Source organism: Salinactinospora qingdaonensis, from assembly GCF_039539445.1.
Taxonomy (GTDB): domain Bacteria; phylum Actinomycetota; class Actinomycetes; order Streptosporangiales; family Streptosporangiaceae; genus Salinactinospora; species Salinactinospora qingdaonensis.
On sequence record NZ_BAABDD010000073.1, the window covers coordinates 1 to 1,180 of the forward strand.

1 pseudogene is annotated in these 1,180 nt (G+C 69.6%); it reads left to right on the forward strand.

Features of this window, described 5'->3' with window-relative positions:
- A pseudogene (locus ABD848_RS24840) lies at positions 1-1,160 on the forward strand (IS110 family RNA-guided transposase); the annotation flags it as partial.
- Positions 1,161-1,180 lie beyond the last annotated feature (20 nt).

Here is a 1,180-nt window from a genome sequence, read left to right on the forward strand (position 1 = left end):
GGCAAAGGCCAGCACCACGCCCGCGGCGTGACCCCCGCCGGCAAGACCGTGTTCGATAAGCGCCTGCCCAACAGCGAGCCCAAGCTCCGCCAGATGCTGGACAAACTCACGGCCAAGCACGGAACGGTCCTCGTCGTGGTCGACCAACCCGCCTCCATCGGCGCCCTGCCCCTGGCCGTGGCCCGCGATGCCGGCTGCCAAGTGGCCTACCTGCCCGCACCTGACCATGCGGCGCATGGCCGACCTCTATCCCGGTGAGGCCAAAACCGACGCCCGTGACGCGGCGGTGATCGCCGATGCCGCCCGGGCCATGCCCCACACCCTGCGCGAGGTGGCCCCCGATGACGAGACCACCGCCGCGCTGACCATGATCGTGGGCCACGACGACGACCTGGCCGCCGAGGCCACCCGCACCCGCAACCGGCTGCGCGGCCTGCTCACCCAACTCCACCCCGCCCTGGAGCGCGTCGTGGGCCCCCGGATGGACCACCCCGCGGTGCTCACCCTCCTTCAGCACCACCCCACACCTGCGCGTCTGCGTGAGGCTGGACATTCTCACCTGGTCGAGCTGGTGCGTCCCGGGGCGCCACGGATGGCCCAGCGCCTCATCGACGACGTCTTCGCCGCCCTGGACGAACAGAGGGTCGTGGTGGCCGGAACCGAGGCGGCGGCCACCGTCATCACCAACCTCGCCTCCTCCCTGCACACCACCCTGCAGCAACGCAGCGCCCTGGCCACCGAGATCGAGACCCTGCCGCCAGGCCCACCCTCTTTCGCAGGTCCTGACCTCGATGCCCGGCACCGGGGTCAGGACCGCAGCCAGAATCTTGATCGAGGTGGGCGACGGCTCGGCCTTCGCCTCGGCCGGCCACCTGGCCTCCTATGCCGGGCTCTCGCCCGCCACCCGCGCCTCGGGCACCTCGATCAAGGGCGAACAGCCATCGAAGAGGGGAAACAAGCAGCTCAAACGTGCGCTGTTCCTCTCCGCGTTCGCCTCGCTGCCCCACCCACCCTCACGGTCCTACTACGACCGAAAGATCGCCCAGGGCAAACGCCACAACCAGGCCCTACTCTGCCTGGCACGCAGACGCTGCGACGTGTTGTTCGCGATGCTGCGTGACGGCACGTTCTACCAACCACCCACCGCTCTCGCGGCTTGACAAACCCATAGAAGCACCCC